20 protein-coding genes are annotated in these 24,995 nt (G+C 45.8%); 17 read left to right on the top strand and 3 right to left on the bottom strand.

All coding sequences use genetic code 11. From position 1 onward, the window contains the following. Positions 1-47 precede the first annotated feature (47 nt). The 11 genes from F6X55_RS12845 (at position 48) to F6X55_RS12795 (ending at position 13,009) form a co-directional block, all read left to right on the top strand. Positions 48-809: a C40 family peptidase gene (locus F6X55_RS12845; RefSeq protein WP_153463801.1), complete on the top strand. Its 762-nt coding sequence runs from the start codon at positions 48-50 to the stop codon at positions 807-809. A gap of 145 nt (positions 810-954) precedes the next feature. Then, on the top strand, positions 955-1,953 hold the full coding sequence (locus F6X55_RS12840) for an NADPH:quinone oxidoreductase family protein (protein WP_026568755.1): 999 nt from the start codon (positions 955-957) through the stop codon (positions 1,951-1,953). Between the two features lie 281 nt (positions 1,954-2,234). Further along, entirely contained in the window at positions 2,235-2,573 is a 339-nt protein-coding gene (locus tag F6X55_RS12835) for a YckD family protein (RefSeq protein WP_153463798.1), read from the top strand. Positions 2,574-2,843: 270 nt separating this feature from the next. Beyond that, entirely contained in the window at positions 2,844-3,533 is a 690-nt protein-coding gene (gene araD, locus F6X55_RS12830; RefSeq protein WP_026568753.1) for an L-ribulose-5-phosphate 4-epimerase, read from the top strand. A gap of 19 nt (positions 3,534-3,552) precedes the next feature. Continuing rightward, complete coding sequence (locus tag F6X55_RS12825) at positions 3,553-5,241, top strand: ribulokinase (protein ID WP_153463795.1); 1,689 nt, start codon at positions 3,553-3,555, stop codon at positions 5,239-5,241. 37 nt (positions 5,242-5,278) lie between these two features. Beyond that, entirely contained in the window at positions 5,279-6,751 is a 1,473-nt protein-coding gene (araA, locus tag F6X55_RS12820; protein WP_026568751.1) for an L-arabinose isomerase, read from the top strand. A 178-nt stretch (positions 6,752-6,929) separates the two neighbouring features. Beyond that, positions 6,930-8,048: a GntR family transcriptional regulator gene (locus tag F6X55_RS12815; RefSeq protein WP_026568750.1), complete on the top strand. Its 1,119-nt coding sequence runs from the start codon at positions 6,930-6,932 to the stop codon at positions 8,046-8,048. A gap of 294 nt (positions 8,049-8,342) precedes the next feature. After that, entirely contained in the window at positions 8,343-9,425 is a 1,083-nt protein-coding gene (chvE, locus tag F6X55_RS12810) for a multiple monosaccharide ABC transporter substrate-binding protein (RefSeq protein ID WP_026568749.1), read from the top strand. Positions 9,426-9,494: 69 nt separating this feature from the next. Continuing rightward, positions 9,495-11,024 (top strand): multiple monosaccharide ABC transporter ATP-binding protein, encoded by a 1,530-nt coding sequence (mmsA, locus tag F6X55_RS12805; protein WP_035426381.1) that lies wholly within the window; start codon positions 9,495-9,497, stop codon positions 11,022-11,024. Positions 11,025-11,026: 2 nt separating this feature from the next. Further along, positions 11,027-12,190, top strand: coding sequence for a multiple monosaccharide ABC transporter permease (gene mmsB / locus F6X55_RS12800; RefSeq protein ID WP_153463791.1), 1,164 nt, complete (start codon positions 11,027-11,029; stop codon positions 12,188-12,190). Between the two features lie 81 nt (positions 12,191-12,271). Beyond that, complete coding sequence (locus F6X55_RS12795) at positions 12,272-13,009, top strand: NAD-dependent protein deacylase (RefSeq protein ID WP_153463788.1); 738 nt, start codon at positions 12,272-12,274, stop codon at positions 13,007-13,009. Positions 13,010-13,048: 39 nt separating this feature from the next. On the opposite strand, the gene F6X55_RS12790 is transcribed toward F6X55_RS12795, so the two are convergent. Further along, positions 13,049-13,450 carry a secondary thiamine-phosphate synthase enzyme YjbQ gene (locus tag F6X55_RS12790; RefSeq protein WP_153463785.1) on the bottom strand — a complete coding sequence of 134 codons (402 nt, stop codon included), beginning with the start codon at positions 13,448-13,450 and terminating at the stop codon, positions 13,049-13,051. A 356-nt stretch (positions 13,451-13,806) separates the two neighbouring features. Beyond that, entirely contained in the window at positions 13,807-14,850 is a 1,044-nt protein-coding gene (locus tag F6X55_RS12785) for an oxidoreductase (RefSeq protein ID WP_026568745.1), read from the bottom strand. 131 nt (positions 14,851-14,981) lie between these two features. Here F6X55_RS12785 and F6X55_RS12780 point away from each other — a divergent pair, with 131 nt between their 5' ends. The 4 genes from F6X55_RS12780 (at position 14,982) to F6X55_RS12765 (ending at position 19,702) form a co-directional block, all read left to right on the top strand. Next, a complete protein-coding gene (locus F6X55_RS12780; protein WP_026568744.1) occupies positions 14,982-15,362 on the top strand; it encodes a RidA family protein in 381 nt (126 codons plus the stop codon). A 637-nt stretch (positions 15,363-15,999) separates the two neighbouring features. Continuing rightward, positions 16,000-16,917 (top strand): DUF1002 domain-containing protein, encoded by a 918-nt coding sequence (locus F6X55_RS12775; RefSeq protein ID WP_026771964.1) that lies wholly within the window; start codon positions 16,000-16,002, stop codon positions 16,915-16,917. A 100-nt stretch (positions 16,918-17,017) separates the two neighbouring features. Then, positions 17,018-18,331 (top strand): purine/pyrimidine permease, encoded by a 1,314-nt coding sequence (locus tag F6X55_RS12770; protein WP_026568742.1) that lies wholly within the window; start codon positions 17,018-17,020, stop codon positions 18,329-18,331. Positions 18,332-18,394: 63 nt separating this feature from the next. Continuing rightward, positions 18,395-19,702, top strand: a complete 1,308-nt coding sequence (locus F6X55_RS12765; RefSeq protein WP_153463782.1) for a lysine N(6)-hydroxylase/L-ornithine N(5)-oxygenase family protein — start codon at positions 18,395-18,397, stop codon at positions 19,700-19,702. Between the two features lie 269 nt (positions 19,703-19,971). Here the strand turns inward: F6X55_RS12765 and F6X55_RS12760 are convergent, their stop codons facing one another. Then, complete coding sequence (locus F6X55_RS12760; RefSeq protein ID WP_153463780.1) at positions 19,972-21,159, bottom strand: MFS transporter; 1,188 nt, start codon at positions 21,157-21,159, stop codon at positions 19,972-19,974. A 249-nt stretch (positions 21,160-21,408) separates the two neighbouring features. Between F6X55_RS12760 and F6X55_RS12755 the strand changes: the two genes are divergently transcribed. Continuing rightward, a complete protein-coding gene (locus F6X55_RS12755) occupies positions 21,409-23,148 on the top strand; it encodes an ABC transporter ATP-binding protein (protein WP_153463777.1) in 1,740 nt (579 codons plus the stop codon). Then, a complete protein-coding gene (locus F6X55_RS12750) occupies positions 23,129-24,958 on the top strand; it encodes an ABC transporter ATP-binding protein (protein ID WP_153463774.1) in 1,830 nt (609 codons plus the stop codon). The genes F6X55_RS12755 and F6X55_RS12750 overlap by 20 nt, the downstream gene beginning before the upstream one ends. Positions 24,959-24,995 lie beyond the last annotated feature (37 nt).

Below are 24,995 nucleotides of genomic sequence, written 5' to 3'. Positions count from 1 at the left end.
ACATTTTTCACTGCCACTGAATAGGTTAGCTATGGGCGGTGATGAAATTGACTAGTCATTTCCAATTAAATCAGGAACCGGAACGTATTACGATCCAATCAGGCTTCCTCAGGGAAGATGTCGGGCACAGTGTTTATATCGATCAGTTGTTGTATATGGTGCAAGTGCAAGGCGGTCGTTTTTCCATCGATACGACCATGCTTCGGGAAGGATTCCATCAGTTACAAATTATCTCTTTTGAACTGCCGACAGGAAGACCTGTAGCTTTTACCGGCTGGAACTTTCGCATAGGTCAGCAAGACTTCAGAGAAAGGGATTTCCAACCTGGTGATATTCTGGTCGCGAGTGATAATCTCGATGAGATAAAAACTGGATATGTCGGGCATTCGGCGCTTGTTGTGGATCAAGAGAATGTCATTGAATCGCCGGGCTTGCATCCGGCCATTCGCAAAGCTCCCATACACCAGTTTTTGACGAAGCACCCTGTCCACGGTCACTTTCGGCCAAAAGCTTCGGAGGACGGTAAGGCTGCAGCGGAATATGCAGAAGGATATCTAAATGAATTCAAGGAAAAAGGGCAGCAGGCACCTGTTTTTTCATTCAACCTGTCATCCTCACTGGATGATCCTTGGGAATATATATACTGCTCGAAACTGATTTGGCTCAGCTATTACTATGGAGCTGATTATAAGCTGGAAAACGACTTTCTTTGGTTTTCGCCGGAAGACCTGTATAATAATTTAAAGGAGAACGGCGACTTTCAAACAGTTTACCAGCACCCGGATGTGAAATTCATTCTCAACACGTAGCCGTTTATCCGGTTGCGTTTTTTTGTTAAGCCCGTTCTGTAAAGCAATTTACAAGGGAGAATGAAAGATGGGCAGCAAGAAAGATTATTCTGCCAGCATAGGTGGAAATACATAGGAGAAGGATAGACGGGAAAGGAGTATGTATATGAAGCAATCATTTAAAGCATACAAAGTGAATCAGACAGAATCTGGCTTTTCGGCCGGTATAAGGACCCTTCAACCGGAAGAGCTGCCAAAGGGAGAAGTGTTGATCAAAGTCCATTATTCCAGCGTCAATTTCAAGGATGCAATGGCCAACACACCCGATAACAAAATAGTGGAGACCTACCCGATGGTTCCAGGGATTGATCTTTCTGGTGAAGTGGTTGAGTCGGAAGATGACCAGTTTAAACCCGGAGATAAAGTGATCGCGACCAGTTATCAAATCGGAACCGGTCATTATGGCGGCTACAGTGAATATGCCAGAATTCCCTCAGAGTGGATTGTGCCGCTTCCGGATGGATTGTCTTTGAAAGAGTCAATGATTTTCGGAACAGCAGGCTTCACCGCCGCCCTGTCCATTCAGCAATTGGAAGCAGCAGGATTGAATCCGGATAAAGGAAAGGTCCTGGTTACAGGTGCAACGGGCGGCGTGGGCAGTACTGCGATTGCGATGCTGGCCAAACGGGGCTACCATGTAGTAGCCAGCACAGGAAAAGAGAGTGCCCATGGGTATTTACGCAATATTGGTGCTGACGAGATTGTTTCCCGTGAAGCAGTCTATGATGGGAAAATCCGTCCGCTGGACAAACAGGAGTGGGCCGGGGCAGTCGATCCTGTCGGTGGTGAACAGCTCGCTGCGTTGCTTGCGAAGCTGAAATACGGAGGAGCGGCAGCTGTCAGTGGCTTGACGGGTGGCACTTCCGTTCCTACAGCAGTATTTCCGTTCATCAGCCGCAGTATCCAACTGTTGGGGGTTGACTCTGTTAATTGTCCGATGGATATTCGTAAAAAAGTTTGGGAACGACTGGCAGATGATTTGAAGCCTGCTGGATTGACGGAATACATTGAAAAAGAAATCCGTCTGGAAGATTTACCGGAAGCCTTGAATACCATCTTGGAAGGAAAAGCTCAAGGGCGCATGGTCGTCAATCTTCAACAATAACCGGAAAGGCCCAGGGGTTGAAGCATACGGATAAAACAGAAACCGAGCGGTGATTCGAATTCCACAGCATTCGAACCCGTTCGTTTTCTTTTATAAAAAATACGTACATACAAACTTGCCCTTTTGTGCTGAATTCCCTTTCTCATCGCTAATCTCCCATATCTGTGCAATCCTTGATCGTTTTTGAAACGGCTGAATGCCATGTCCCCACTTCTTTTTTGTATAGTTTTGCAAAAGATGCAAAAAATGACGATAACGAGTCATAGATTGGAGGGATAGCGATGCGGCGTTTTTATCGAAGTTGTTGGGCCATTGCGCTACTGGCAGCCGTTTTGTTTACAGGTGCAGGCGGCATTCAGGCGGAGGACCAGAAGCCAACAGAAACCATGCCAGAACTAACGGAAAACCAACAAAAAGAGCTGGCAATCATGTATCAGGATATGTTTGATAAGCGCAAAGGGATTATCAGCAAATATGTGGAGTTCGGTGTGATCGAGAAGGAAAAAGCCGACAAAATCATCGAGCATCTTGATGAACACTACCGAATGCTTGAAGAGAACGGTTTTGTTATCGAACATAAACATCATAAAGGGAAGCATGATGATAAAATTCCCCACTAGTGAAAGGCTCAACCAGGTTTGGTTGGGCTTTTTTTGTAATAGTAGAATGGATGTAGTTTCTGTCAGGAGCTCTTCAACTCAGCCCCCTTTCTGACATCTGTCTACACTACGAAGCTTTTGCTCTCCCAGTCTTCCTCTTTCTCCTTCCCAACATTTTTTCTTTATATTCCTTTGAAAGTATTGATTGTACGTACAATTTGAATTATTATGTAGTTATCATTAACTTATACGTACAAATAATGATAACTCATTAACGAAAGGGGTAGCAGCATGCTCGAACAGCTAAAACAGGAAGTGTTGGAGGCAAATCTTGCTTTACCCAAACATGGATTGGTGACCTTTACTTGGGGAAATGTAAGCGGTTACGAAAGAGAGAGCCAACTCGTTGTCATTAAACCAAGCGGAGTGGCATATGAGAATCTTACTGCAGAAGACATGGTGGTCGTCGATTTGCAGGGCAATGTCGTGGAAGGTACTTTAAAGCCGTCCTCGGATACGCCTACACATCTTGTTCTATATCGGCAATTTAAAGATATCGGAGGCATTGTCCATACTCACTCTCCCTGGGCTACGAGTTGGGCTCAGGCAGGGAAAGCGATACCAGCACTCGGTACTACCCATGGCGATTATTTTTATGGAAGCATTCCATGCACGCGTCGGATGACTGAAATGGAAATTCAACAAGATTATGAGTTGGAAACAGGAAAAGTCATCGTAGAAGCCTTTGAAAATCTTGACTACCAACGGGTGCCAAGTGTACTGGTACATAGCCATGCGCCATTCAACTGGGGAAAGGATGCCCGGGAAGCTGTCCATAATGCAGTTGTGCTCGAAGAAGTGGCGAAAATGGCCTTGCATACCTTTCAGTTGAATCCAGAGGTGGACCACATGGATCACGCATTATTGGATAAGCATTACCTGAGAAAACATGGAACTGGTGCTTACTATGGACAGAAATAAGTAAGGAGGGAGATAGGCAATGACAGAAAAATATGCAATCGGAGTAGACTTTGGTTCAGAATCAGGCAGGGCTGTACTTGTTTCCTTGAACGATGGAAGAGAAATCGCGGATCATGTAACGGCTTATCCACACGGTGTGATGACCGATCAGCTCCCTACGGGGGAAAAATTAGATTTGGAGTGGGCTTTGCAGCATCCGGATGATTATTTGGAAGTGCTTCGTCATTCCATACCTGTCGTATTGAAAATATCCGCCGTCAATCCGGGGGACATCATCGGTATCGGAATCGACTTTACTGCTTGTACCATGCTCCCAATCGATAATACAGGCAATCCGCTATGTTTCGATCCTTCCTTGACACATAATCCACATAGCTGGGTGAAACTGTGGAAACACCACGCAGCACAACCGGAAGCGACCAAGTTGAATGAAACGGCCGCAACCCGTGGAGAATCGTTTTTGCCTCGTTATGGAGGGAAAATTTCTTCTGAATGGATGATAGCGAAAATATGGCAAATCCTCAATGAAGCTCCTGACATCTATGAACAAACCGATCAATTCGTAGAGGCAACGGACTGGGTCGTTTCCAGGATGACCAATCAGCTTTTGCGTAATAGCTGTACTGCGGGGTACAAAGCAATATGGCATAAGCGGGAAAGTTATCCGGACAAAGACTTTTTCAAAGCATTGGATCCTAAGCTCGAAAACCTGACAGACACAAAGCTTCGGGGCGAAGTGGTATCGTTGGGGACAAGAGCCGGGGGATTGACTGAAGAAATGGCGCGTATAACAGGGTTGAAACCTGGTACTGCAGTAGCTGTCGGAAATGTTGATGCCCATGCTGCCGTTCCGGCGATGGGGGTGGTTTCGCCGGGGAAAATGGTGATGGCCATGGGAACATCGATTTGCCATATGCTGCTCGGAACAGAAGAGCGAGAAGTGGAAGGTATGTGTGGCGTCGTAGAAGATGGGATAATTCCGGGCTATTATGGCTATGAAGCAGGACAGTCGGCAGTGGGTGATATATTTGCCTGGTTTGTTGATAAGGCTTGTCCAGAAGAAATATTCCAGGCAGCTGAAGCAAAGGGCGTCAGCGTCCATGAATGGCTGGAAACCCGGGCGAACGCATATAAACCGGGAGAATCTGGACTATTGGCCCTTGATTGGTGGAACGGCAACCGCTCGGTGCTTGTAGATACTGAATTGAGTGGTCTGTTGATCGGAGCTACACTCCAAACAAAACCGGAAGAAATTTATCGCGCGCTTCTCGAATCTACTGCCTTCGGTACAAGAAAAATAGTCGACGCATTCCATTTTAATGGCGTGCCAGTTAACGAATTGTATGCATGCGGTGGACTTCCGCAAAAAAATAAATTATTAATGCAGATTTATGCCGATGTCACCAACCGGCCAATCCGGATTGCCGATTCCAGGCAGACTCCGGCCCTTGGAGCAGCTATGTTTAGCGCTGTTGCTGCTGGAAAAAGGCAGGGTGGTTTCGATTCCATCGTAGAAGCTGCAGAAAAAATGGGTCGAGTAAAAGAAGAGATTGTCCGGCCAATACCGGAGCATGTAACCGTTTATGAACGGCTCTATCAAGAATACAACAGGCTGCATGACTACTTCGGGCGTGGCGAAAACGATGTGATGAAACGGTTGAAGCATGTAAAAGCAGATGTGAGAAAAGAAGCAGTGAAAACTACCTGAAATAATGATCGTTTAACTGGGCAGAGGAGGAACATTGATGTTGAAGATGAAACCTTACGAGTTTTGGTTTATCACGGGAAGTCAGCACCTTTATGGAGACGATGCATTGAAAGAAGTGGAAGAGCATTCGGTCCAACTAGTGAAAGGGCTGAATGAAAAAGGAGCATTCCCTTTTCAAATAATATTTAAATCTGTGCTTACGACAGCAGAAGAAATTTATCATCTAAGTCAGCAGGCAAATGCGGATGAAAATTGTGCGGGAATCATAACCTGGATGCATACATTTTCACCGGCGAAGATGTGGATTGCAGGACTCGGCAGTATTCAAAAGCCGCTGCTCCATCTGCATACTCAGTACAACCGGGACATACCATGGCGGGATATAGACATGGATTTCATGAATTTGAACCAGTCAGCCCACGGAGATCGGGAGTATGGGTTTATCGGGACGAGGATGGACATTGCCCGCAAAGTGGTGGTCGGTCATTGGCGTAGTCCGGAAGTCTTGAATAAAATCTCGAGCTGGGTGCAGACAGCGGTGGCCGTTGTGGAAGGTAGGAATATCAAGGTGGCCCGTTTCGGCGACAACATGCGTAATGTGGCAGTTACCGACGGGGACAAAATCGAAGCCCAAATAAAGTTTGGCTGGTCCGTTGACTATTACGGGATTGGTGATTTGGTGGAGGAAATCAACCGGGTGGAAGAGGATCGGGTCGATGCCTTGTATGAAGAATTCCAACGTCTCTACAACATCCGTGATGAGGCTGAAAACAGAGACTCCATAAAGGAACAGGCAAGAATAGAAATAGGCCTTAAACAATTCTTGGAACGGGGAGGTTATTCGGCATTTACGACGAATTTCGAGGATTTACACGGCATGAAGCAATTGCCGGGATTGGCCGCACAACGTCTGATGGCCGAGGGGTATGGTTTTGCTGGTGAAGGGGATTGGCGTACCGCTGCATTGCTGCGAATGATGAAAATCATTGCCAACAATCAAAGCACCTCTTTTATGGAGGATTATACGTACCACTTGGAGCCGGGGAACGAGATGATTTTGGGATCCCATATGCTGGAGATTTGTCCTACGGTTTCTGACACGAAACCAGAGATCGTTGTCAATCCTCTGACCATGGGAGGAAAAGCAGATCCGGCCAGACTGGTATTTGACGGACGCGGTGGTCATGCTGTTAATGCGTCTCTCATCGAGATGGGCGGCAGGTACCGATTAGTAGTCAATGAAGTGACTGCGGAGCGACCGCCGTTCGCAACACCGAATCTGCCAGTAGCCAAGGTCCTCTGGAAACCTCAACCATCATTGAGCGTGGCTACAGAAGCTTGGATTTATGCAGGGGGCGCCCATCATACGGTTTTATCCTTTAATGTAACGACTGATCAGCTCTTGGATTTTGCGGAAATGACACGGATGGAATGTATTGTTATCGACAAGGATACCAACGTGCGTCAATTAAAAAACGAGCTGAAATGGAATGAAGCTGTCTGGAAATAACAATGAGTGTGGGGCAGAGATGATAAACAAAATCTCTGTCCTTTTTATGTCTAAGGGAGATACGGGCAAGAACGGATAATGTTTTGGAACCATAGCCTTTCATAGAAGGAGGTGTTATACTGACAAGGGTAACTTATACGAATAACTTACGGAATGGATAATAAACTGAGGTGTTTACATGCAAACGAAGCATAGTATGGTAAAACAAGCGATAAAATCAAAAATACTCGATGGCACCTTTCGGCCTAATCAAAAAATAAGCTCTGAAAGTGAACTAATGAAACAATTTAATGTCAGCCGGCATACAGTCCGTTTAGCTATTGGTGACCTGGTGAATCAAGGGTGGCTATATCGGGAACAAGGTTCTGGCACATTTTGTGCCGATCGTTCCCATTTAGAGGAAAAAGGCAGGAACGGTCAAAAAAGCATTGCCATTATCACGACGTATATTTCTGATTATATTTTTCCTTCTATTATTCGCGGTGCAGAATCATACCTAAGCGATAAGGGTTACAATGTGACGTTGTTCAGTACGAATAATAATCATCAAAACGAAAAGGAAATATTGGAGAGGCTGTTGACGCAGCAGTATGATGGTGTGATTGTCGAGCCTACGCAAAGCGCATTCAGCAACCCGAACATCAACTTGTACTTAAATTTAGAAAGGCTGAATATCCCCTATTTAATGATCAATGCCTTTTACGAGGAACTGGAACCCCTTTATATTGTGATGGATGATGAAAAAGGGGGGTTTACCCAGACGGAGCATCTTATAAAACAAGGGCATAAAAATATCGTCGGTTTTTTTAAAACGGATGATTTGCAAGGAGTAAAACGGATGAAGGGGTTTATCAAAGCCCATCGGGCCAACCGTTTGCAGATTGATCCGCAAAATATCGTCACATACAGTACAGAAGAGAAATTCCTGAAGCCCTCAAGAGAGTTAGAATCGCTTCTGTCCTCCTCCGAAATACCAACTGCACTGGTCTGCTATAATGATGAACTTGCGTTGAATATTTTAGATGTTTTGAGAGGAAGGATGTTATCAATACCCGATGATATCTCGATAGTGGGATATGATGATTCTATCCTCGCTCAATTATCTGAAGTGAAACTGACTACTATCGCCCACCCGAAGAGCAAAATGGGGGAAAAGGCGGCACAAGTGGTTGTTGAATTGATAGATGCCAAGAATGAAAGAGATAACAGGAACCAAGATTCTATCTCCTCTGTCGTATATGAACCCGAATTGATTGAAAGAAACTCTACGAAAAATCTCCAGATAGTGAAGGGATAACGGAACGCAGGGTGTTTGTCGAAAGAAATGATATATATAAGAGGATTTGGTTAAAAGTACGTACAACCAGATCCTCTTTTTTATTGGCATTTCTTACGTAAAACCCCCTTTAAATAGCCGGTTTACTATAAAAAACGTACAAGTTTTTAGAAACTTGCAAAAAGTCATTGCATAATGAAAGCGCTTATTTTATAATAATCGTACGTACAACTTAGGTGACGCTTGATAAACAAGTGGACTCGTTGTTGAAAGCGCTATCTAAAAAATTCGTTGAGAAAGGCGAGGGGGAGAAGCATGAAAAAATGCTGTGCACTAGTAGTCATTGTGTTTACGCTTATCTTGAGTGCTTGCGGAAACAGTGGTCAGGCAGGCGGACAGGGGGAAGGCGATAAAACCGTAGGAATTGCCATGCCGACAAAGTCATCGGAGAGATGGGTGCGCGATGGCGATAATATGGTGGAGCAGTTTGAAGAGTTAGGGTATGAAACGGATTTGCAATATGCAGAAGATGTAGTGGAAAATCAGGTGTCCCAAATTGAAAATATGATTACGAAAGGAGTAGACCTGTTAGTTATCGCTTCTATTGATGGAGAGGCCCTGACGGATGTCCTGGATCAGGCTCAACGTTCTGATATTCCGGTTATCGCGTATGATCGATTAATCATGAATAGCGAACATGTAAGCTACTATGCGACCTTTGACAACTTTCAAGTGGGTGTGCTGCAAGGAGAGTATCTAGAGGATAAATTAGGCCTTGCTGACGGTGAAAAGGGACCATTCAATATAGAGTTATTCGCAGGGTCTCCGGACGATAACAACGCTTATTTCTTCTGGGATGGGGCGATGTCGGTGCTTCAACCCTACATGGATGAAGGGAAGCTGGAAGTTCCAAGTGGTCAAACCGATTTTAATCAAGCGGCAACTTTAAGGTGGAGTGGTTCAGAGGCACAGGAACGTATGGACAACATCCTCAGCGCTCATTATTCAAATAAAAAACTGGATGCTGTTTATTCTCCTTATGATGGAATAAGTATTGGGGTTATCTCTTCTTTGAAAGCAGTCGGATATGGTTCCGACGACAAGCCGCTTCCGGTGATAACTGGACAAGATGCTGAAAGTGCCTCAATAAAGTCGATCATTGCAGGAGAACAGACGCAAACAATTTTTAAAGATACACGTACTTTGGCCGAACAAGCGGTTGCAATGGCCGACGCCGTATTAAAAGGGGAAGAGCCCGAGGTGAATGATACGGAAACCTATGATAACGGAAAGAAAGTCGTCCCTTCTTATCTTGTTGAACCGGTTTCTGTAGATGCTTCGAACTACGAAGAAGAACTTATCGAAACAGGATACTACTCAGAGGAAGATTTAAAGTAGATCTGATACATAGATGATTCGGTTGTTAACCGAGTCATCTATATCCTTTTTGCAGGAGTGATCAATCAGATGGCGACAATATTATCGATGAAAAATATTACAAAAACATTCCCGGGCGTAAAAGCGCTCGATAATGTAAACCTGGAAGTGGAGCAAGGGGAAATCCATGCATTGGTAGGAGAGAATGGTGCAGGAAAGTCTACGCTGATGAAGGTACTCAGCGGTGTTCATCCTTCCAATAGTTATTCTGGCGATATTTTTTTTCAAGGCCAGAAATGCGAGTTCAAGAACATCAACGAGAGTGAGGAATTGGGAATCGTAATCATACACCAGGAGCTGGCTTTAATTCCGGAACTGTCGATAGCTGAAAATGTGTTCTTAGGGAACGAGCAATCGACCAAAGGTGTCATCAATTGGCCGGAAACAATTGAGAAGACCAGAGCGTTGCTTGACAAAGTAGGTTTAGCTATCAACCCCCAAACGTTGATCAAACATATAGGTGTAGGAAAACAACAGCTTGTGGAAATAGCCAAGGCACTCTCAAAAGAAGTAAAACTGCTTATTCTCGATGAGCCAACAGCAGCCTTGAATGAGGAAGACAGTGAGAATCTCCTGAACCTTTTGGTTGAATTCAAAAATCAAGGTATTACTTCGATACTGATTTCCCATAAACTGAATGAATTGATGGCTGTTGTAGACAGCATCACCATTCTTCGGGACGGGAAGACAATCGAAACCCTTTCAATGGAAAAGGACGGAGTGACGGAACAACGTATCATCAAAGGGATGGTAGGACGCGATATGGATGATCTTTATCCTGAACGCATCTCCCCGATTGGGGATACCGTACTGGAGATTCAGGAATGGAATGTCTACAGTCCGGAAAACCCTCAGCACCAAATTATCCATAATGCCAGTTTTTCTATTAAAAAAGGGGAGATTGTCGGAATAGCTGGTTTAATGGGGGCAGGCAGAACGGAGTTGGCGATGAGCATATTTGGGAAGTCTTACGGACGGAATATAAGCGGCCGAATTTTTAAAAATGGTCAGGAGATTAAAATAGACAATGTGAACCAGGCGATTGAGCAGGGCATGGCTTATGTATCGGAAGACCGCAAAAAGTATGGTTTGATACTGAATGATAGTGTAAGAGAAAACCTGACGCTGGCCAATTTAAACAAGATTTCCAACCACTGGATTCTTCATAAACATGAAGAGGTCGAGCAAGCTGAGAGTTTAAAAGCGTCGATGAATATTAAAACGCCTACCATTGAACAGAAGACAGTGAATCTAAGCGGTGGCAACCAACAAAAGGTTGTGCTTGGGAAGTGGATTTTTACCGATCCAGATGTGCTGATCCTAGATGAGCCTACTAGAGGGATAGATGTAGGGGCCAAAAATGAGATATACAAAAAAATCAACGATCTAGCTTCAGAAGGAAAAGGTATTTTAATGATCTCCTCTGAACTCCCTGAATTATTGGGTATGTGTGACAGGATTTATACGTTGGCAGAAGGGGCAATCAGCGGGGAGGTCAATAGAAAAGACGCAGACCAGGAAAAATTAATGACTTATATGACTCGTAGCAGGAGGTCTTGACAATGGGAGAGGTAAAAGAGGTATTTTCACAGAATATAAGAAGATTCGGAATGGTGATTGCATTAATTGGCATTGCGATTTTATTCCAAATACTTACAGACGGTATATTGCTTACTCCTTTGAACATAACTAATATCGTCATGCAGAACAGTTATATCATCGTACTGGCCATCGGGATGACGTTAATCATCATCACCGGAGAAATTGATTTATCTGTTGGTTCGGTAGCTGCATTTATCGGTGCGATTTCTGCTTATTTTATGATCAATCTCGATATGTCTGTAACTGTTGCAGTCATTCTTTCGCTTGTGGTGGGAGCTCTCATCGGGGCCTGGCAAGGTTTCTGGGTCGCATTCGTCAATGTGCCGGCTTTTATTGTGACATTGGCAGGAATGTTGATTTTCAGAGGATTAACTTTGATTGTATTGGGCGGAAGGACGTTGTCCCCTTTTCCAGAAGGGTTCAGTACAATAAGCTCAGACTTTCTCCCGGATCTGTTCGGTGGAGGGAATTTACACATTTTGACTTTGCTATTGGGTGGATTGGCAGTGGTTGTCTATCTGTTCAACGAAGTGAAGTTGAGGAGAGACTATATTAAGTATAACTACAACATTATCAGTTTCCCTTTGTTTCTTGGTAAATTGATAGCTATTTCTATAATAATTCTAATTTTTTCTTATGTTCTGGCTTTGTATGCCGGGATGCCCAATGTATTGTTAATTCTTCTATTGCTGATTATCGGCTATAGCTATTATATGAACAATACAACGACAGGTCGTCATATCTATGCTGTAGGCGGCAATACGCACGCTGCCCAGTTATCGGGTATCAAGACGAAAAAAGTGACCTTTTGGGTATTTGTCAACATGGGGGTTCTTTCCGCGTTGGCCGGATTGATTTTTGCGGGTCGATTGAACGCAGCAACTCCTCAGGCCGGCAATTTATTTGAACTCGATGCCATTGCTGCTGCGGTCATTGGCGGTGCATCCCTCGCAGGAGGTGTAGGGACCGTTATAGGGGCAGTCATCGGAGCGCTGATTATGGGTGTTTTGAATAATGGCATGTCGATTTTGGGAATCGGAATTGACTGGCAGCAGGCGATAAAAGGATTGGTGCTTTTAGCTGCAGTAGCGTTGGATATGATCAGCAAAAATAAATCCAAATAAACAAAGAGGCCCTTTTATTTACATAAAACCGGTATTAGTTATAAGATAATGCCATAACATCGAAGAAAAGGGGTCATTCTCTTGGATCCACAAGTGAAAAAACTGGCAGCCGAAATAGATAACGCCAATGCGATTGCAGTCTTGACTGGTGCAGGTGTGTCCACGGCGAGCGGAATTCCTGATTTCCGGTCTGCCAACGGAATATGGCGGGAAGACCAATCACGGGAATACTATATGTCGCGTGAGTACTTTCAACATAATCCCGAAGATTTCTGGAACAAGTACAAGGAAATCTTCCGACTGAAGCTCCTGAAGAATTACGCCCCAAACCATGTTCATCTGTATTTGCGGGAAATGGAACAGAAGGGCAAGCAAGTTTCAGTAGTCACCCAAAATGTTGACGGCTTGCATTCCACTGCAGGGAATCACCATGTGATTGAATACCACGGCAATCTAAATACAGCAACTTGTCCTGCTTGCGGAACGCAGTACCCATTGGAGCATATAATGACCGAACAAGTTCCAGGCTGCACACAGGCTGGATGTGGCGATATATTGAAACCGGATATCGTTTTATTTGGTGATCCGATCACCAAGCATGAGGAAGCGGAAGCAGCTGTACGACAGGCAGATCTGTTACTGGTAATGGGCACTTCCCTGCTCGTATCTCCATTCAACCTGTTGCCGATATACGCATGGGATGGACGGAAACCATCCGGATTGATCAATCGGGAACCGACAGCGATGGATGATCAGTTTGAGTTTGTCATCCATGCCGATTTAAGTAAGACAATCGAAGAGTTGAAAAAAAGGGGGTAAGAAAAGGAGCTGCCAAATCATATGCAGCTCCTTTCCCGTTTATCCCTCAATGATTTTACCCAAGTATTTCCGGCTGCGCGGGCCGTCGAATTCACAGAAGTAAACACCCTGCCATGTGCCCAACTCAAGTTTGCCGTTGGATATAATCAGGGTTTGGGCATGGCCGACCGTGCTCGTTTTCAAGTGAGAGGCCGTGTTGCCTTCTGCATGCCTGTCTTTCGGGTGTTCCCAAGGAAATACCTCGTCGAGACGCATTAAAAAGTCTGTTTTCACATCAGGATCAGCATTTTCGTTCACGGTGACTCCTGCAGTGGTATGCAAAGAGGAAACAATGAGTATCCCCTCATCGACATTTTCCTGTCTAATCCAGGCTTCCAATTCATCGGTGATATCGATCATCTGTGAGTGGTTGCTTGTTTTCACTTGAAAAGTCTTCTTCATGACGAATCTCCTTTTCTCTTTTTGGTATATTAGAAAAAGATACATTAAGCAATAGCATCCTGTCGGGATAACCCGGACAGAGCATATTTGGCGTTTCGCTGCAGAAACACACTACGCTTTCCGCGGACTGTTGATGATTTTCCCCGAACTATCCTCTGCGGGGTCTCGCCAATATCTTTCCTCCCGCTCTAATCGTGTGCTTTCTGTATCAGACGGATATCGGATAAAGCTTATTCCTTAACGATTCTGGCAATCGGAGTAGAGATATAAGCATTTTCAACTTATTCCATCTTCCATCCAGCCAGTTCCTGAAAACTTGGAGATTTAAACTGTGACACGTCTCAATGAGAAGTGTTTTAGTAAAGCCGTATTACTGCCTTCTCTTTGCTGCTTTTTACTGCGGTTTCGATGATCTTGATGGTTCGCAATCCATCTTCTGCCGGAACCGGATTTTCAGCGCCATGCCGGATGCAATCATAAATCCCCTGATAATAAGCAGGATAATTGCCTGGAACGGATTTAATCGTTTTTTCCATCTCTTGTCCAACTTCGTTTACATACAGCTTTCCGTAGAATTCCGGTTCATCGGCACCCCAATCTCCTTGATCTGGTAATTGTCCTTCACTCAGGGCAGCTTCCTGTCCATCGATCCCATACTTGATAAAGCTCCCTTTGCTGCCGTGGACCATGAATTTCGGTCCCTGCTGCTTGACGATCGATCCGCAATGCAGAATCACGCGCATGCGCTGGTAACCCAGGATGATATGAAAATAGTCATCTACCAGCGAAGCTTCCCGCTGGTTCCAAAGGTCACAAAACACTTCCTGCGGTTCGCCAAATAAATACAAGGCTTGATCGATCAGATGCGAGCCTAAATCATAGAGCATACCGGAACCTTTTTGCCGGTGTTCCCGCCATTGTTGGTTCGGTTGCGGATTGAATCGGTCGAAATGAGCGACGTACGTGTTGATGGATCCCAGATTCTCGTTCTGGACTAATTCTTGGAGGGTCAAAAAGTCGCTGTCCCAGCGCCTGTTTTGGTAAACACTGAGCACAAGGTCTTTCTGGTTTGCCAACTCGATAAGTGCTTCTGCTTCTTTGCTGGTGAGCACCATCGGTTTTTCCAGTACCACATGTTTACCTGCTGTCAAACTTCGCTTGGCCATGTCGAAATGAAATTGATTGGGGGTGGTGATGACAACCAAATCTATCGTCCTATCATGGAGAATGTCCTCTAAATCATCGACAACTTCTACTTCTCCCAGGTCTTTTGCCACTTCCTCAAGACGGGAAGTCATTACTTTGGTGATAGCGAACTGTTCAGATACCTTTAGCAGCGGAGCGTGAAACACTGCTCCTGAAAATCCATAACCGACAAGGCCGACATTGATTTTATCCATAACATATCCTCCTCGCTGCTCCATTTGTTTTCCCTATTGTAACATGCAGGTTCTATAAAGCTTATTGAGAGGACTCGTATATGATAGACTGGAAATAGAAAAAGAATCAGAAACATGGGAGGAGAAAGCTGATGAACAGAAAAGAAATCCAAACAAAAGCCGCTCCACAGGCAATTGGTCCTTATTCTCAGGCTATCGAAGCGGGAGGGTTTGTGTTTGTATCCGGCCAGATTCCGATCGATCCAGCTACAGGTGAAGTGGTTGAAGGGATCGAGCAGCAAACCAACCAGGTGATGAAAAATCTCCAGGCAGTGCTGGAAGAGGCAGACCTGACGTTTGCCAACGTCGCCAAGTTTACGATTTATCTTGCTTCGATGGATGATTTTGCAACAGTGAATGAAGAATATGCCGGCTATTTAAGCAAACCATATCCAGCGAGAGCCACCGTGGAGGTAAGCAGGCTTCCGAAAGATGTCCGCATCGAGATGGATGTATTGGCGGTAAGGGAATAAAATGGAGGGGACCAGGACAAAACCATGGCCACTAAAGTAAAAACCGAGCAAAATGCCGCCTTATAGAGTTTGTCATTAGCCCGTAGCCCGAATACCCTCCGCTTTCCGAGGGGGAGTGGCAAGCCTCCTCGGGCAGAGCCCGCGTGAGCATCAACAACAACCTTTAACAGCTCTTTTGGTTTAGAAAGGACTTTTTCAGTGGCCTCCTTTCCTGCGGGATTTTCAGCTCGTGCTGTTCCGGTAGGATTCTCCGTATCTTGCCTCCGCTCCATCTGATTTCCGCATGATAAAGACAAGGTGACATAAGGAAAAACGATTAGCTTTTTGCTCATCAAAAAACCGAACGAATCGTTCGGTTTTCATTTTGGTCACGATGCTTCTGTCCCAGGATCCTTTATATTCTTTGACCTTCCATCAAGACTGGCTGGCATTTATACTCCCCCTTGCTTTAGGGAGCAGACTCCGAGAAAAATACGCCTTTAGGCCGATTCCTTTCTGCAGAGAGACTGATAAAGTTGGGGTGTGTTTGTTCCAATAACTTCTCAAAAATAACTTCCCATATTATGAGAAAACCAGCATAATAATAATAATGGGACAACCATTATCACTCGCTTTGAAAAAAGGAGACGTTAACACAATGAAAAAATGGTTAAAAATATCGTTCATTTTGATGTTAGTCATAGGATTTGTCAGTACAGCCACCACCGTATTCGCCAGTGACGGCAATGATAAAGAAAGCGGGGATGTCATCAATGAAAAATTGGGCGTTCCCCGGGTTGTGTATGGAGAAACATTGACAGAAGCCCAAAAAGATAAAGTGCGAAATCTCCTCGATGTGGAGGATCCTGAATCGGTGGACGAATACACTGTGACGGCTGAGGATCTGGTCAATTACATCGATGGTGATCCGAATTCCCGGATGTATTCCTCAGCGAAAATCACCCGTACGGAAGAAGGAAGCGGATTAGTGATCAATGTCGTCAATTCTGAAAATATCACCCAGGTCACCAATGAGATGTATGCAAATGCCTTGCTGACTGCCGGAGTGGAAAATGCGGTAGTAGATGTCGCTTCCCCGGTGAAAGTTACAGGCCATTCGGCGCTCACTGGTATTTACAAAGCGTTCAACGTGGAAGGCGAATCGCTCGATAAAGATCGCATGGAAGTAGCCAATGAAGAATTGGATGTTGCGACCGACCTTGCTGACAAGGAAGGAATGGACCAGGAAAAAGTAAGTGATTTGCTCACCCAAATCAAGCAGCAAATCGCGGAGCAAAACCCTGCAACCAAGGAAGAGGTAGAGCAAATCGTCCAGGAGCAGCTGGATAAAATGAATATCGAGTTGAGTGAAGAGGACAGGCAAATGCTCACGAATCTCTTCGAGAAAATGCGCAATATCAACATCGATTTTGACAATGTGCGCAGCCAGCTTGATGACATCGCCAGTGATATCCGTTCAAAGCTTGATGAGGTTGCCGGCGATGAAGGTTTCTGGCAGGGAGTGGCCGATTTCTTTAACCGGTTGATCGAAGGAATCAAAGGGTTGTTCAATTAAAAAGTGATATGGCAAAGCCGCTATAATAGACGATAGCGGCTTTTTCCTATTATGATAGATAAGATAAAAACCATTTTTGGCTACAGGAGCGTAGATTTGCATGGATTCTTCCAATACATCGATTTCCAAAACCGGGCTTGAGACATTGCAATGGTTCATCTTCTTGTTGGCAAGCTCGGTTGCCTTGCCGATTGTCATCGGCTCTCTTTATGAAATGAACTTTACCGAAGTCGCCGGCTTAATGCAGCGCACTTTTTTTATTGTTGGAGCTGCCTCGCTATTGCAGGGCCTGCTCGGCCATCGATTGCCCATCATGGAAGGTCCTGCGGGGCTGTGGATCAGTATTTTTTCCGTGATGGCGGTCACCGGGGCCCAGCAAGGGATGAGTACGGGAGAGACATTGCAATCAGTAGAGACAGCAATGCTGTTCACCGGTGGCTTTCTGGTCCTTTTTGGTGTCTTCCGCCTTGCCGAAAAGCTGCTGCCGTTGTTTACACCGCTTGTAACAGGTTCGTTTTTGTTCCTCCTGACAATCCAATTGAGCGGTACGTTTCTGGAGGGAATGCTTGGGATTCAACAAGAAGTAGAAGCGATTCACGGAACAGAAGCAGTGCTGGCATTTCTCACTTTCTTTATCGTGTTGGGCCTTTCGATATTCGGCAAAGGCTGGCTTGGCAATTACGCCGTACTGATCGGGATTGTAATCGGTTGGATTTCCTACAGCATATTCGTGGGGAATGACTCTTCCCGGACACCGGATGTGGCTGGATTTTCCGTACCGGAATGGTTTGCCTGGGGAGCCCCGAACATGGATTGGGGAGTCTTGCCAATCGCTTTCATCACAGCTGTCATCTTGCTATCGAACGTGGTGGCTTCCGTGGTGGCGACGAGCCAGTCGGTATATGGAAAAGCATCTTATTCCAGCAGTCAAATCAATAGAGGCAGCACCGTCCTCGGAGTCAATCATGGATTGGTGGGGATGTTTTCGGCAATTGCAAACGTGCCGCTTGCGACGTCGGCTGGATTTATCAAAATGACCGGACAAACGCGGAAACGGCCGTTTTTGCTCGCTTCCGGCTTATTGATCATCATTGCGTTCTTCCCGCCTATCGTGGCCTGGATTTCTGGTATCCCTGCACCGATAGCCAATGCAGCCATCCTGGCGACATTCGTACAGCTGATGGGACTCGGCCTCAGCAATGTCGCCAGCGAGCCGCTTGATTCCAGACGGTTGACCATCATCGGTGTCTCCTATCTATTCGGGATTGGCTGTATGTTTTTACCGATGGAGGTATTCGCTGAGCTCCCGGTACTGATTCAAAACCTGGCGAGCAATGGACTGCTGGTCGGAACCATTTTGGTCATTGTGTTGGAGCAGTCCTGGAGAGAAACGGAGAAGAGTCATGCAGCGTAAAATAACCGACCATGGGGGACGCTAATATTAATTAAATTTTTGCAAGGATGTGTTTGCAAACCAATGAAGAATATAAAGGATGTAATCGGTATAGGTCTTGGTCCTTATAACCTCGGACTTGCGGCGTTGCTCGATAATGTGCCGGAATTGGAAGCCGCTTTTTTTGATGAATCGCCAGAATTTGCCTGGCATCCAGGCATGTTGATCGAAGAAATGGATTTACAAGTCCCGTTTTTAGCCGATTTGGTGACATTCGCGGACCCGACAAACCGATTCAGTTATTTGAACTTCCTTCATGAACGCAATCGGCTGTACCAATTTTATTTCTTTAAAAAGTTCGAGGTTCCACGGAATGAGTACAATGACTATTTAAAATGGGCGATACAAAAGCTCGATAATCTTCATTTTCAGTCACGGGTCGTCGACATCCTGGATCATCAGGAAGCAGAGGTTCCTTATTACGAACTGATCGTGGAGGATATTGGCAATGGAACGCGCACCAGTCACCATGCGCGCCATGTCGTAATGGGCACCGGAAGTAAACCATCCGTACCAAAGCCGCTTGAAGGAATGCCGGCTGGCGATATTGTCCATACCAGCCGCTATTTGGCGGAAAAAGACAATCTGCTCGGTGCGGAATGTATTACGATTGTTGGATCGGGACAGAGTGCAGCGGAAGTCTTTCTCGATTTATTAAAGGAACAGGCTAGAATAGGCTGCCATCTGGCTTTGTTCACCCGCTCTCCCGGTTTGTTTCAACTGGAGCAGGCCAAGCTGGGACAGGAGTTCTTTTCCCCTGATTATGTCGATTATTTCCATGCATTGGATTTTGAGGAGCGGGCCGAAACCCTTGGTATGCTGGACAAGCTGCGGAAGGGAATCGATCCGGACACCTTGGCGGAGATTTACAACACACTTTATCAAAAATCTCATGGCGGAAGGGAAATTCCGGTCACCATCCAGCCTTTGACGGAGATAAAGGATATTACGAAAAATCACGATGGCTATCAATTGACATGCCATCAATGGCAGCAGGACAAGACATTCTCTTTTAACACGGACAAAGTGGTGCTTGCCACAGGATATAAGCCAGCTATTCCTGATTGGTTCCATGATCGGTTAGCGGATAAGATCGAGTGGGAGGATGACAAACGGTTCAAGGTGACGAGAGATTATCGACTTGCCTTCAAGCGGAACCGGCCGAACCAGTTTTTCACCTTGACCAATTTGGAGCATTCCCATGGAGCGGGTGCGACCAACCTGGGCTTGTCCGTTCAGCGCAATGTGCACATCATCAATCGGATCGCCGGCAGGCAGGTTTACTCCAATCAGCGCGATACGATTTTTCAACAATTCACCATGGACGAATGATCAATAAAGAGTTGAAATTGAAACAAAACCTTAACTTATGGAGTGCTTGTCATCGCTACGGCAAGCGAAGTAACTTGCCGGAGTGGCGTGTTTGCGATCATTGGAAAGTTAAAAAGGTATCTTATTTGCCAAGTTAATTTTCAGGTAATAGAAAATCAAAAAACCGAACGATATTCGAATTGCTAAGTGTTCGAATTCGCTCGGTTTTTGCTTTGACAAACTTGTGTTTGTCCCAGCCAACCTTCTTGATATATTTCTATCATTCCCTGTCAATGGGAATGAGACTGATGCCCCGACAGGGCGGGATGGCGATACATGGTACCTAGCAAAACGATTCCGCTTAAAACGAGCAAGCTGCTTGTGACAAAAAACACGGAGGCGAAACCGAAAAAGCCGGACAACATTCCTCCCAGCGCGGGTCCGATCATATTGCCGAAAAAGCGGATACTGGTATTGTAGCCAAGCACTTCTCCCTGCATGGAAATCGGGGCCTCCTGCCGGATATAAGCGATGCGGACGGGAATGATGCCGCCAATCGCCACTCCAAGAAAGAACCGCAATACAACCAACTGCCATATATTCGTGACAAAGGCTCCCGGAAAATAGACAATGCCGGCCATGAATAATAGAAACACCAAAATTTTAATATAGCCGATCCGGTCGCCGATTTTCCCCCAATTCCTTGCCATCAACAAATTGCCAAGCCCCGCCGCCGAAAACGCGATGCCGGAAAAGAGGGCAATATTCGCAGTACCGTGCAATTCTGCCACATACAAAGATAAAATCGGCTGAATGCTGAAGTGGGCGATTTGAACGAACATCGAGACAAGCATCACGATCAACAAGACAGGATGTCGTATGATATGCAGAATGACTTCCTTACTTGTATAAGATGCTTGTCTGCCGGCTTCCTCCTCGATTCGCTGTTCCTTGACGCCGAATAATACGAGCAAGGCCGACAGGAGCAAAGCGATCGATATGCTTTTGAACGTTGTGGCGAATCCGAGCGCATCGGCGACCGTACCGCCGATCAATGGTCCCATCAAGCTGCCGGTGATGCTGCCGGTCTGTAACGTGCCCAGTACTTTACCGGCGATATGTTTCGGAGTCTGGGTGGAAATGAGCGCTTGCGACATCGAGATAAATCCAGTGAAAACCCCCATGAACAGCCGCAGCAGAAATAGCTGCCAAACCGTCGTGACAAAGCCCATTGCGAAAACAGATACACAAAGACCTGCAGCAGAAACGACCAGGATAGGTTTTCTACCGCATTGGTCTCCGATTTTTCCCCAAATGGGAGAAAAGGTAAAGGCGGCAACGAAGGTTATTCCAAACGTCCATCCCGACCAGTTTTGCACAAATGTATCTGAAAAATTGCCAAGCGTTTCAATGTATAACGAAATAAACGGCAGGATCATGGTCATACTGCCGCCGATGAAAAAGTTGGCAAACCACATGATGAACAAGTTTCTTTTTGCAATTTTCTCCTGTGTCGTGATAATGGGTCACTTCTTTCAAAATATTTCGTAACACTAAATATTTTAGCCGATACTCTTTCAAATAAAAAGGGATTTGCAATGTGCTTTTCCTCGAGTGGCGGAAATGGAACCTCGAAAAATGAATCCTCAACTGCCATACCTTCTTGTCAATGACGTATAATAGTTAGTAGCATTCTTTGCTAACGGCACATTACGGGGGAAATAGGGATGAAGGAAATCGTTACATACGTAGCCAAATATAAAGCAGCTGCTGTCTTGGCTTTGCTTTTGATGGCAGTCGAGTTAGTCGTCGAATTGATTCAGCCGGTTATAATGGCATCGATTATCGATACAGGGGTAGTGCAGCGCGATATGGGAAGGATTGGCTTTTGGGGAGCGGTTCTGCTCGGTACGTCGGTGCTGGCCTTTGCTTCCGGCATTTTGAATTCTTTTTTTGCTTCAAAAGTCAGCCAGGGAACTGCATATGATTTGCGAAAAGATGTGTACGAACGGATTCAGCGGTTTTCCGTTACGCAAATTCAACGGTTTGCGGCGTCCTCCTTGATTACGAGATTGACTACTGACGTTACACAAATTCAGTCGTTGATTTTTATGGCAATGCGAATTATGCTGCGAGCCCCTTTGTTCATCATAGGCGGGGTTATCATGGCTTTTACCGTAAATGTCCAATTGGCGCTTATTTTGGCAGCATTCGTGCCTTTTTTACTGCTCGTCATGCTTTTTCTGATGACAAAGGGGGTCAAGCTGTTTGGTTCTGTCCAGGCTAAGATTGATCGACTGAATTCCATTATTCAGGAAAACCTGCTCGGTATCCGGCTTGTAAAGGCTTTTTTGCGGAATTCATTCGAGACGGACAGATTCCGGAAGGTAAATCAATCCCTGATGGAGACCAATAAACGGGCACTGCAGTTAATGGAGACAGTAATGCCGATCGTCATGCTGGGGATGAATGCCGGAATCATAACGATTCTATGGTTAGGGTCCATTCAACTGGAAACAGGGGATGCTCAACCTGGCGAAGTTGTCGCTATCTTGAATTATGCAACGCGAATCCTTGGTTCATTCGGCGTTTTTTCTTTTTTACTGATGAATTTTTCCCGGGGGAAGGCTTCTGCTGCACGCATAACGGAAGTGCTGCTGGAACCCCCTGAAGAACAATTGGATAAAAGTGACCAGGGGGAACATCGAATGTCGGGTCAAATCGCCTTTGAGAATGTCTCTTTCTGTTATCCAGAAGCAAAGCAGCCGGCACTACAAGGTGTATCTTTTTTAGCCGATGCAGGCGAAATGGTGGGGGTCATCGGGGAAACCGGCTCTGGAAAATCGACCTTGGCACAACTGATTCCGAGCCTGTTTCCGGTGACCCGTGGAGGTATTTTTTTAGACGGGAAGCCGATCGAATCATTTGAAATGCAGCAACTACGTCGGCAAATCGGCATGGTTCCGCAACAGGCCCACTTGTTTTCCGGAACCATCAAAGAGAATCTTCTATGGGGTAACGAAGAGGCGTCAGAGAAGGAGATCATCCAGGCGGCGGTAGATGCCAGCATCCATGACTACATCATGAGTCTGCCGCGAGGGTATGATACGGTTATCGGCCAGCGGGGGATCAATCTTTCGGGCGGACAGAAACAACGCCTTTCCCTTGCCCGGGCATTGATCCGCGAACCGAAAATCCTGATTCTGGATGACAGTACGAGCGCATTGGACGCCAATACGGAGGCCCGGGTTTTGCAGGCACTTCGTCGGCGGTCCTGTACGGTTTTTATTATCGCTTCCAAAATCAGTTCCGTTAAGAATGCCGAGAAAATATTGCTGTTGAAACATGGAGAGCTGGAGGCAAGCGGTCCACATCGCCAGCTTATCGAACAAAGTGCTTATTACCGTATGATCTATCAATCTCAATCAGAAGCGGGGGTGTTCGAGCATGCAGGGAACGAATCGTAATGTATCCGGAAAGCAGCCTGCCAGAATACCCTCCAGACACAACCATGGAGCTCCGAGGCAAAAGCCGAACATAAAAAACATGAGGCAGACGCTCCAACGGATATGGCGTTATATGTATGCTAAAAAAAAGCTGTTTTATCTTGTCCTCATCATGGTAGTTGTCAGTTCTGCCCTTTCACTGCTCGGTCCCTATCTGCTTGGTGTAACGGTGGATCACATGGTCGCCGATTTCCAAACCAACCAACTGACCGTGATGCTCATCCTGCTCGGCGTGATTTTTATTGCCCAGTCCGGTGCAGTCTGGATGCAAAATTATTGGATGATCACGATTGCCCAGGAAACCGTACAGACAATGCGAAACGACCTATTCAGTCATATACTGCTTTTGCCGTTACCTTTTTTCCAAAAGCGACAGAGCGGAGAAGTAATGAGCCGTCTGACAAATGACATGGAAAATGTAAGCAGGACGTTGAATTCCTCCGTGATTCAGCTGGCAACGAGCGTGCTGACGCTTGGTGGAACTGTTACGATCATGCTTTGGTTGAGCCCGCTGTTGACGTTGTTGACCCTTACAATCGTACCGTTGATGTATTGGGGGATGAGGTGGATTACTAACAGGACAGGGCGATACTTTAAAGCGCAGCAAAGAGATTTGGGGGATGTAAACGGTTATGTGGAAGAAACCTTGTCCGGACATCATATCATCAAAGCGTTCTCCCAAGAGGAACGGGTGACAGCAGCGTTCCATGAAAAGAATGAACGACTCCGGGATTCAGGATATTGGGCACAGACATACTCGGGTTTCATTCCCAAATTGATGAACTCTCTGAACAATCTCAGTTTCACCATCATTGTCGGTTTCGGTGCCATTCTTGCTGTGAATGGCTTGGTTTCCATCGGTATCATTGTAACCTTTACTACGTATGCAAGACAGTTCACTCGTCCGCTAAATGACCTGGCCAATCAGTACAATGTGGTCCTATCTGCAGTGGCAGGGGCAGAAAGGGTATTCGAAATCATGGATGAAGAACCGGAAAAGGACGGTCCGCAAGCAAAACCTGTTGACAGGTTACATGGTGCGGTTGAATTCCGATCCGTGGATTTTGCTTATCAGGAAGGAGAGAGGACTCTCTCGAATATCAACCTTCGGGTGGCCCCCGGGCAGACGGTAGCGCTAGTGGGACCAACAGGAGCAGGCAAAACGACTTTGATTTCGTTGCTCGCCCAGTTCTATCAACCGGATGGTGGCAGGATTTTATTGGATGGACGGGATGCTTCCAAGTTAATGAGGGCAAGTCTGCGCCGTAACATGGGTATTGTCCTGCAGGATTCTATTTTGTTTGAAATCACTATCAGAGAAAACATCCGTTATGGCAGATTGAAGGCAACGGATGAAGAGGTCGTGCAAGCCGCAAAAGCTGCCAATGCTGATGGATTTATCCGTAAGCTTCCGAAGGGGTATGATACCGTCCTGAAAGCCGATGGTTCCGGCATCAGTCATGGCCAGCGCCAATTGCTGTCCATCGCCAGAGTGATGCTTGCCGATCCTGCGTTGTTGATTTTGGATGAAGCGACGAGCAGTGTCGATACAATTACGGAAATGAAAATCAATGATGCTTTCCAGCAGCTGATGAAAGGAAAAACGAGTTTTGTGATTGCCCACCGGCTTAACACGGTGAAAAATGCTGACATCATCGCAGTGATTCAGTCTGGTCAAATCACCGAACAGGGAACGCACCAAGAGCTGATCAAGCAGAACGGTCATTATGCATCGCTGGTTCAGTCCAGCAGAACACAGAAAAATGGATAACGTGTGTGCAAGAAATTGGCAAATACATATTTATGGA

This window comes from Sediminibacillus terrae (assembly GCF_009602435.1).
Lineage (GTDB): Bacteria > Bacillota > Bacilli > Bacillales > Amphibacillaceae > Sediminibacillus > Sediminibacillus terrae.
The sequence above is the reverse complement of the archived record's forward strand: the minus strand, read 5'-3'. Positions and strand labels throughout refer to the sequence as shown.

Bases quoted from the DNA above. Each gene is read 5' to 3' on its own strand.
- chvE (WP_026568749.1), top strand. From the start codon at position 8,343: ATGAAAAAATGCTGTGCACTAGTAGTCATTGTGTTTACGCTTATCTTG.
- F6X55_RS12790 (WP_153463785.1), bottom strand. From the start codon at position 13,450: ATGAAGAAGACTTTTCAAGTGAAAACAAGCAACCACTCACAGATGATC.
- F6X55_RS12825 (WP_153463795.1), top strand. From the start codon at position 3,553: ATGACAGAAAAATATGCAATCGGAGTAGACTTTGGTTCAGAATCAGGC.
- F6X55_RS12760 (WP_153463780.1), bottom strand. From the start codon at position 21,159: ATGTGGTTTGCCAACTTTTTCATCGGCGGCAGTATGACCATGATCCTG.
- araD (WP_026568753.1), top strand. From the start codon at position 2,844: ATGCTCGAACAGCTAAAACAGGAAGTGTTGGAGGCAAATCTTGCTTTA.
- F6X55_RS12785 (WP_026568745.1), bottom strand. From the start codon at position 14,850: ATGGATAAAATCAATGTCGGCCTTGTCGGTTATGGATTTTCAGGAGCA.
- F6X55_RS12765 (WP_153463782.1), top strand. From the start codon at position 18,395: ATGAAGAATATAAAGGATGTAATCGGTATAGGTCTTGGTCCTTATAAC.
- F6X55_RS12835 (WP_153463798.1), top strand. From the start codon at position 2,235: ATGCGGCGTTTTTATCGAAGTTGTTGGGCCATTGCGCTACTGGCAGCC.
- F6X55_RS12770 (WP_026568742.1), top strand. From the start codon at position 17,018: ATGGATTCTTCCAATACATCGATTTCCAAAACCGGGCTTGAGACATTG.
- F6X55_RS12755 (WP_153463777.1), top strand. From the start codon at position 21,409: ATGAAGGAAATCGTTACATACGTAGCCAAATATAAAGCAGCTGCTGTC.
- F6X55_RS12815 (WP_026568750.1), top strand. From the start codon at position 6,930: ATGCAAACGAAGCATAGTATGGTAAAACAAGCGATAAAATCAAAAATA.
- araA (WP_026568751.1), top strand. From the start codon at position 5,279: ATGTTGAAGATGAAACCTTACGAGTTTTGGTTTATCACGGGAAGTCAG.
- F6X55_RS12750 (WP_153463774.1), top strand. From the start codon at position 23,129: ATGCAGGGAACGAATCGTAATGTATCCGGAAAGCAGCCTGCCAGAATA.
- mmsB (WP_153463791.1), top strand. From the start codon at position 11,027: ATGGGAGAGGTAAAAGAGGTATTTTCACAGAATATAAGAAGATTCGGA.
- F6X55_RS12840 (WP_026568755.1), top strand. From the start codon at position 955: ATGAAGCAATCATTTAAAGCATACAAAGTGAATCAGACAGAATCTGGC.
- F6X55_RS12775 (WP_026771964.1), top strand. From the start codon at position 16,000: ATGAAAAAATGGTTAAAAATATCGTTCATTTTGATGTTAGTCATAGGA.
- mmsA (WP_035426381.1), top strand. From the start codon at position 9,495: ATGGCGACAATATTATCGATGAAAAATATTACAAAAACATTCCCGGGC.
- F6X55_RS12780 (WP_026568744.1), top strand. From the start codon at position 14,982: ATGAACAGAAAAGAAATCCAAACAAAAGCCGCTCCACAGGCAATTGGT.